We start from the raw sequence: 9,285 nt of genomic DNA, 5'->3' as shown, positions 1-9,285 counted from the left end.
ATCCACTCGCAGAAGCGGCTCCACACATCGGCGCTTTGGCGCTGCTGTAATGTTGTAGTCATGTGTTTATAATTGCGTTTGAGTTATGTATGTTTTGGTAGGTGTTTCTACCTCATGAATTTATAATAAGCTTTATGTTTCGATTTGTAAAGGGGTTTAAAGTAAGTATTAATTATAAAAGCCATTAGTTTTTCTGATATTACCGAATTTACAGCAGCTATTGTGATAATTGAGGGGGCAGAATGCCCACCCCATAAGGGTTTGATTATTTCAGATGTAAAAATTAACCCGGTGGCCAGGTCATAGGACGACGACCGAGAATATGTATATGTAGATGATAAACTGTTTGACCGCCATCAATACCAGTATTTATGACTACGCGATAACCGTTTTCTAGTCCTGCTTGTGCTGCAACTTTCTGAGCTGTTAATAATAGATGTCCTAAAAGTGCTTGGTCTTCAGGTTCAGCGGTAGCAAGATTAACTATGGGTTTTTTGGGAATAATAAGGATGTGAACTGGTGCTTGTGGGTTAATATCTGTAAAAGCTAAGGACAAATCGTCTTCATAAACAATATTCGCGGGAATTTCTTTACGAATGATTTTGCTGAAAATGGTTTCTGTGTTTTGACTCATACAATTTTGATTTCTTCATCTCCTAGATATTCTAAGTGATGATTGGTATTTTCTCCATAGAAATTTTTCAGAATAGTAAAAGTTAAAAATGCTATTTATTTTCCTAGAGTCATGGAGGGGGATAACTTGATTTAAAGATCTAAACCATTTTTTTGTAACTTCTTAAATGGATCTAAAATAAAATCAATAACTCTACGTTGACGGATAATTACTTCAGCACTTGCTGTTTGTCCAGGTGTGAGAGGAATCTGTTTATTACCAACTTGAATATAAGGATTTTCTAAAGCAATATCTAATTCATAAGTTTCTATCCGACTGTTAGTATTTTCCTGAACTTTAGAATTAGGTGAGATCCAATTAATTCGCCCTGATAAAATGCCATATTCTTGGAAAGGATAGGCATCAAATTTGATTTTTACTAGCATTCCTACCTTGACAAAACCACTATGTTGACTAGGCATACGTGCTTTTAAAATTAAAGCGGCATTTTTAGGTGCAATTTGAGCAATCATTTGTCCTGTCTGGACTACAGAACCAGGTTTTTTAGTAGGTAATTCAAAGATTGTTCCATCAATAGGGGAGCGGATAATACGCTGTTTTAACTGTAACTGTAAGGATGTAATTTGTCCCTTTGCTTGTCTAATTTCTGATTGCAGAGAAATAATTTGATTTTGTAAATCTTTAAACTGTTCTTGACTTTTTAATAATGCTATTTCTCCACCTTTGATAGAACTTTTATAACTACTTTCTTGTTCTTTTAATTGCAATTTTGCCTGTTCAATATCTGATTTAACTTGATTCATTAGTGACCGATAAGTAATTTCTTGTTCTTTTAGCCGTAACTGTGCTGTTTGAAGATTAAATTTTGATTCTTCTTGTGTACGTTCGCTTTCTTCGGCAATTTTTTCTAATTCTACTACTTTAGTTTGAGGAATTATTCCTTCTTTTAATAGTAAACGATAACGTTCAACTTCAGCAATATCTCGATTTAACCGACTTGTAGCTAATCTATGGTTAGTTTGAGTAGATTGTATATTCTGTTTTACTTGATCGATTTGTGCTCGTTTTTCTAAACTTTGTAAATTATATGCACTTTTTTTAGTCTCAAGTGTTTCTTGAGCTTGATTAATTCGGGCAATTTTTTCTAATGATTGAGATTGGTTTTGCTGATGCTGAATATTCATCGTCATTAAGACTTGATTTTTCAATACTTCTAATTGAGCTTGGCGATTAATTAAACCTTCTAATTTATCTTTTCCCTGTTTAATTTCTGTTTGCAGAACATCAGATTCCATTTCTAATAAAACCTGCCCAGCTTTAACAGTTGCACCTTCTTTAACATTAACATTAACAACGCTACCAGTTACTGAACTATCTAATTTTTGTGTTGCACCTTTAGGCTCTATTCTCCCGGTAGCATTTCCCGTTTCATCAACCTTAGTTAACATTGCCCAAGGTAAAATAATTGTGGCAAAACTAACTAATAAATACAACATTGAACGAGTCCATACTTTTGGTAAAGCATCTAATAATTCTTCTGTTCCATAAAACCAATCCTTAGCTTTATTTAATTTCTGATTTTGGCTTTGATTTTGGATAAAGGTAGTAGATTCAGCTTGATGCTGTTGGTTTATAGTAACGGTTGGTTGTGTGTAGACTGACTGTGGCATAAGTAGTTTTAGAGTTCTATATTTTTGTAGTTATAGATCCCCGACTTCTTGAATAAATTGGAGATCTAGTGATAATTAATTTGTTTGCGCTAATTGTTGTTGATTGAGATAGAAATAATGTCCTTTTTTAGTAATTAATTCTTCATGTGTACCGCTTTCTACTAGAACACCACGATCTAAAACTAAGATTAAATCCGCATTACGAACAGTAGAAAGACGGTGAGCAATAATTACACTTGTACGACCTTGGAGGATTTTTTTGAGGTTATTCTGAATAATGCGTTCTGATTCAGAATCAAGATGACTTGTAGCTTCATCTAATATTAAAAGTCGGGGATTTCCTAATAGTGCACGGGCAATTGCTAACCGTTGACGTTGTCCTCCTGATAACATTCCACCACCTTCACCAATTTGGGTTTCATAACCCATTGGCATTCTTTTAATAAACTCATCTGCACCTGCAAGTTGGGCTGCTTCCATAATCTCTTCTAAAGAGGCTTCAGGATGGGCAATTGTGATATTTTCTCGAATTGTTCCGCCAAATAAAAATGTATCTTGATCAACAACTCCTATTTGCGATCGCAATGAATTTAAGGAAATACTAGTCACATCTTGATTGTCAATTAAAACTCTTCCATCTGTCGCCAGATATAAACCCAAAATCAATTTAGAAAGTGTTGTTTTCCCCGACCCACTGCGCCCAACAACGGCTACAGTTTGTTCGGGCAATATCTCAAAACTGAGATTTTCTAAAATATTAATCTCACTTTCAGGATGGTAGCGAAAGGTAACATTATTAAAACTAATTTTCCCGATTAATCTCGGTAAAAATTGCCGAGTCTCACGTTCTACATTTTCCTCTGGTTCTGCCTCCAATACATCATTAATTCGTTCCGTAGCGACAATTACCTCTTGCAATTGATTCCACAAAATAATTAGTCGTTGAAAGGGCTGAATAATATTGCCCAGCAACATATTAAAAGCTACTAATTGACCAATAGTAAGTTGATTTTGAATCACCAACCAAGCCCCAAACCATAATAATCCCGTACTTGCTAAAGATTGAATAGTCGAGCTAACTAATTGCAGTTGATTACTAATTACTTGACCACCAAAATTCTTTTTGATTAAATTATTTAGCAATTCTTCCCAATGCCAACGAACTGCTTGTTCAATAGCCATAGAACGAATTGAAGAAATGCCAGTCAAGCTTTGAATTAAATAACTATTTTCCAGTGTTCCGGCAGTAAATACCTCTCGACTAATTCGCCGTAAAAATGGTGTGGCAAAGAATGTTAATAACACAAACGGTGGCACAATTGACAATGTCATTAATGCCATTGGTGGACTGTACCAAAACATTAATCCTATATAAACAAATACCGTTAATAAATCCAAACCAATAGACAAAGCTTCACCAGTCAAAAACCGTTGAATTTTTTGATTTTCTTGAACACGGGAGACAATATCACCCACATAACGAGACTCAAAAAATGAGAGAGGTAAACTAAATGTATGTTTAATAAATCCCACCATTAAAGCTACACTAATTCGGTTAGCGGTGTGATCTAGTAAATATTGTCTTAACCCATTAATGGCAACACGAAACAAACCAAAAATTAACAATCCAAATCCTACAGTATTTAAGGTTAAAACACTACCTTGAACAATTACTCTATCTAATAAAAGTTGAGTAAATAAAGGTGTAACTAATCCAAATACCTGAATTAATACTGAAGCAGTAAATACTTCGAGTAGAACTTGAAAGTGGGGTTTAACTAAATCTAATAACTGCCAAAATGGCGTGTTAGCTTCTTGCGTTTTTTTGAGGGAAGCTGTAGGCTGTAATAATAAAGCGTAACCAGTCCAACCTGCCAGAAATTCCTTAATATTTAGCTGACGTTGGCCAATAGCTGGATCGGCAATAATTACCTGTTTTTTTGTAATTTCATAGACAACAATGTAATGTTTACCCTGCCAATGAGCGATCGCTGGTAAAGGCTGTTGAGCGAATTTATCTAAACTAGCTTTCACTGGACGAGTAGCAAAACCAAGGCTTTCTGCCGCTGCACTCAAACTTCTCATTGATGCACCACTACGGCTAATATTAGTTAGATCCCGCAGCCGATTAATACTTAGGTTTTTACCCCAATAACGACCAACCATAACTAAACAAGCAGCACCACAATCAGCAGCACTTTGTTGTTCAAAAAATGGATAGCGTTTAGTAAATTTACGCCACCAATTGCCAGCAATTACAGTAGGAATAGGAAAGTATTTAGGGCTTTTTTGAGATTGTATCGATTTGGAAATTATTGGTTGAAAAAAATTAGAACTTTTTACAGTCTTTACTGTTTCAATAATCGGAATTTCAGAAGACTTGGAAGTATTAATTAGTTCCGCTTTATGCAATAAAAGATCATAGACATGAGGAAATTGACCTATGATCTTCTTGACAATCTGTTCGGGAAGATAAGCAATCTTTAAATTCACAGAAGCTCTAGCAACATAACTGCTAAACTCTCGTTCTGGAAATAAAGTCAACTCCCCAAATGATGACCCTGGGGTGAGAGTATTAATTAAATTATTGGCACTATCCAATAATCTCACCTTACCCGTCAGCACAATATAAATTCCCGGTTTTGCTGTTATCGCTTGCCAAAATTGCTTGGCTACTGGTGGTTCAATAATTTCTAATGCCTTGATACAATCTTTAACTGCTTGATCTGATAACCCATCACTCAGAACCTGCTTAATATGTGTAACTAACTGTTCTTGAGAAAACGCTGACAGCATTTCCTAACCTCCAAAACACTACTATTTATTAGTCTGTATGAGATTAAATGACCAATGTAAACTAGGTTCAGATGGAGAATGCAAATCAGTAATTTTAATTGCCAAATCCTGATTTTCAGTAGTTATCAATGGGGAAATTTTGCGCTTAGTAGAAAGTCCCATTTGTTTAAGTAAACGATTAACATGGCGATCACTAATTTGAATTCCTAACTCTTTTCCTAAATGTTTACTTAACCATTGAGCCGTCCAATCACCAAAAGCATAGCCATATTCTCGGGGACTACAATTAACTAATTCCTTTAATCTTTCAATATATTGATGATTCACAATCTTTGGTCTACCCAATGGCCGCTCATTCCATTTGTGTGCCATACCCGCCTCAGCAATACCAATCCAATATCTTGCCATTTCCTGAGAACAACCAATCATTTCACAAATATGAGTTTGCGATTTTCCCATATCTGCTAATAACATAATCTCAATTCGTCGCCGATATTCTGGTTGTGAATTATTTTGTAAATTTTTTAGCAATACTTTCCGCTGAAAAGGTGTTAAAAACTTACTTTCATAACTATCGTAAATATTAACAACCCGATCTTGATGAGAATAAGATGACATAATTCTTACCAGTTGCCTTCAATTCAAATTTGGGCAAATCCATATCAGTCCTATACCTGTTAAGTAAAGGCATTTGATGAGTATTTCTTTGATTATCAATATCTATGCAACAGTCATAGCTGTTTTGTCCCCCAATAAACAGCACCATTTGGCAAAATACCCACAGATAAACTCCAAAAACTTCTCTGAGGTATCAGATTAATTAACTCTAAACTATTTAAGTTCATACAGTTTTAATGACCCAACAATTACGAAACACTTGTTCCACAAATTGTAGCCTCAAAGTAAATAAGCTCTGATGTAATATATCCCTTACACTAACCTAAAACCAAAAAACTATCATCAGCAGAATTTCTTAAATATGAAATTGTCTGTTCGATAACATATTATGGGTTAGGGCTAATGCTACAGTAATTCAGTTTAGATAAAAAAGTGACAAGGCTTTAATTGCTATCTTTAAATTCTGCTATATCTTCTTATAAAATTTATATAAAAAATAAAATCTTCATCTAAACTTCATAAAAATTTTACATAAAATTTATATAAACTTAAATTTTGTACATTAATACTAACAATTTATGTCCTCATGGTCTTGTCCAGTCCTAGATATGAAAAAGAAGCTGTAAAATCATACAACTTCTAAACAACCCCTAATTACCGTTAAATCAATTGCCAGTTGACATGACAGTAAAAATTTGCTAATAGGAGAATGATTTCACCATAACTTTTCCTTTTCCTCATCTACCTTTGTAACTAAAATTAGCCCAACCTTAGCTACAGAAAATTTAGTAGCAGAAGTTATTTATACACCTGAATTTAATTGGGACAAGCCACCACCCCAATTGAAAACTACTCAGACTTCCTAGGAAAAAGAACCACCGTTATTGACATACTCACCGTCCTAAAGGAGCGGTGATTCTTGACACTTCACTGGAACACGCCACAAGTGGTCTTATCGTCCCTCTATGTCCGTTTAAAGTCTCCCAATGCCCTATGGCGACTATACCCAAATTATAACATAAAGCCGTCCTAGAAGGACGGGGCTTGTATCCCAGATTTTTGGTCATGGTTTATCAGTCTTAATGTCGAATTTATTTAATTAATGAGAAACTGAATGCCCAAGCAATCAGCCCATACCTTTCCTCTACAAACACAAACAATTTTCTTGGGAAAAATGCAATTAGTCTGCCTTGAATCTTGGTTTAGGTTGTTATTTCTAATTTATAGGATGTTACCAGTGTATATTTGCCATTCTGGCAGATTTTTACAACAAAGTCAGTAATTGCAGTTACTCACATTTCCTATTAGTCAGTCTGAGTAACAAGCAATTACAAGATAATCAGCAACTATGCCGACTTTTTTTCCCTACTATTAGTGTGGGACTCTGCCTTTTGCTTACTTCCCACTTCTAGATAAGCCATATCTTTAATCTTGTTTAAACAACTAGAGGCCAGATTGCCTTCGGCTCTTTTCTCTGTGGTTGGTTTGGCAAGTTTTAGCGGTTCATTATTTTGTGTATTTGAGCGACCTATGCGAGCATTCTCTTTCAGGATACGGTTATAAGTACGATAAGGGATATAATGCATTGGATTGTAGCCTACGAACCGCAACATTAAAACACAAGCCCAAGAATACTTCCCTGCTAAAATCGCCTCAACCACTTGGTCCAACTGTTCCGGATGGATTTTTGGTTCTAAGTTGTTACCACTACCAGCAATATCTTGATTCATAATCTTAGTTGTTTTTGAATTGAGTAAATTAGTTCAGTGTCTGCAAATGCCATGGTCTTCAGCCAAATTGCTGTTGCGGGAATGACCAGAACCTATAAATAATCAATTGGTGACAGATGTTGAAAAGAGTAACAACTTGTTGCAAAAGTCCGGTACTTGTGAACACCCATACCTGACCAGAAGGAAATTTAAAGAACCGTATCTCTAAAGTCACCCGTTGAACTGACTTAAAAAACGCATTTGACCTGATGATTTTTTTCATAACCTGACCTGTGATTGAAAACCTGATTGTTTTTAATCAAGCCTGTGTACTGTTGTGCTTTGTCGCTTGTATCCTAATTTCCTGCGCGGTATTACAGTTTTCAATTAGTAATATCCATAGCTCATAGAAATAATATGTATTAATTGCGTCTGGGCTTTGGGTTTATATTTACTAATGAATTAAAGGTAAAAATTTACCAAATTTTCTGATTTCTACCAAGAAGAACTGAGTTAGACGTAGCTTTTCGTAGATGCCATTGTGTACTCTTGAAACTTAAAAGTGGAAATTTTCAGTTTTATCCTAGTTACTGCTATATAACTTCTTACCATTGTTTTTGTAGCTTTTGCTGTAAAAGCTGACAAATGCTGAATGGAATCAGAAAAACGATTGATTTCTCAATTTCAAAAGCCACATTTTTATTTATACTATTTTTTGTCGCTAATGTCATCTGCCAAGGTGGCAAGATTTAAGTTAAATTTACTGAACTTATCTAGATATTTACTTATGTCCTGTGCAAGTTTGATTTTTGTCACCACTTGGCAAAAAATGAGGGGTGTCACCCCCCACCTTAATCTCAATGGCAGATGTTATCATTGTCATACAAAGCAAAAATACCACTAACATACTTTATATATGCTCCTAGCATATAAATAGTTTTAGAAACCAAATATATTAGTAATACGTTAAAGTTTAACTAAAAAAGTAGCTATTTATTATATATTTTAGTTGGCCAAGACTCTTACTGTAAAGCTGTTTCAAGGTTTTTTTGTCTTTAAAAATAGATAGAAGTCTAAATTAAGAAATAATTCAAAAACTAGCAAAATATTTTTTGTTAATTCTCTAGTCTTGTCAATTAATTGAAATTCTCAATATCTTTGATTTTAGATAAAGAACACATTTAGATAGATGTAGATCACAAAAACTGTATCACCAATGACATTTGGCTATTATCTTATTTGTTGACTTAATAGCTATTTATTTATTAGCCGGTATTGGTATTAATGATAATAGCCAGTTTATTAATTATATCTATACAACTTATTACTATAGGCAACATTACAATATATTCATTAAACTAATTTGGTAAAAATAACTATCATTATTTATTATCAATTTTCGCAGATTCTTCTGGCTAAAGATAATACTTGGGTATGAATCAAGATTGAGTCCGTATTCCTAAGTAATTTTAAAAAAATAAGTCTTCCAAAATTTCAGTATATTAACCCCTACTATTCAGCTTTAAGAACTAATTACTAACTCAGATTTTTTTGACAACTTACTCAAAAATTTATCAATTAACTCCTTGACACAAAGCAATCAGGAGGTTATATTGTAACTCCCAAGCTACTTGAGTTTTTAAGTAAGATGGGAAATTTTCAGGGTGCTCACTATTGCAAAGTTTTAATTTTATTAAAAACAATTGGGAACTTATCACCTTAACTGGCAGTCTTAGATACTAACGGCATTTGCATCTGAACTAACCTGACAAAATAGCTTGATAAAGCTCCTGCTGTCCTTGCTTTATTCAACTATCCTGCAACTACTAGTATCATTGATGATTAAAGTGTACTGGTA

General features: G+C 34.2%; 5 protein-coding genes. All 5 read right to left on the bottom strand.

The features are described 5' to 3' along the window. Positions 1-283: 283 nt before the first annotated feature. A complete protein-coding gene (locus H6G44_RS13930; RefSeq protein WP_190387079.1) occupies positions 284-634 on the bottom strand; it encodes a histidine triad nucleotide-binding protein in 351 nt (116 codons plus the stop codon). A 131-nt stretch (positions 635-765) separates the two neighbouring features. Continuing rightward, on the bottom strand, positions 766-2,304 hold the full coding sequence (locus H6G44_RS13925) for an HlyD family efflux transporter periplasmic adaptor subunit (RefSeq protein WP_190387080.1): 1,539 nt from the start codon (positions 2,302-2,304) through the stop codon (positions 766-768). 75 nt (positions 2,305-2,379) lie between these two features. After that, on the bottom strand, positions 2,380-5,100 hold the full coding sequence (locus H6G44_RS13920) for a peptidase domain-containing ABC transporter (RefSeq protein WP_190387081.1): 2,721 nt from the start codon (positions 5,098-5,100) through the stop codon (positions 2,380-2,382). A 21-nt stretch (positions 5,101-5,121) separates the two neighbouring features. Beyond that, on the bottom strand, positions 5,122-5,718 hold the full coding sequence (locus H6G44_RS13915; RefSeq protein WP_190387082.1) for a helix-turn-helix domain-containing protein: 597 nt from the start codon (positions 5,716-5,718) through the stop codon (positions 5,122-5,124). Positions 5,719-7,064: 1,346 nt separating this feature from the next. Further along, entirely contained in the window at positions 7,065-7,448 is a 384-nt protein-coding gene (locus H6G44_RS13910; protein ID WP_190387083.1) for a HetP family heterocyst commitment protein, read from the bottom strand. Between the last annotated feature and the right edge of the window lie 1,837 nt (positions 7,449-9,285).

It is taken from the genome of Aphanizomenon flos-aquae FACHB-1287 (assembly GCF_014698755.1).
GTDB classification, from domain to species: domain Bacteria; phylum Cyanobacteriota; class Cyanobacteriia; order Cyanobacteriales; family Nostocaceae; genus Dolichospermum; species Dolichospermum flosaquae.
Note: the sequence above shows the minus strand (reverse complement) of the source record. Positions and strands in the feature narration are given on the sequence as shown.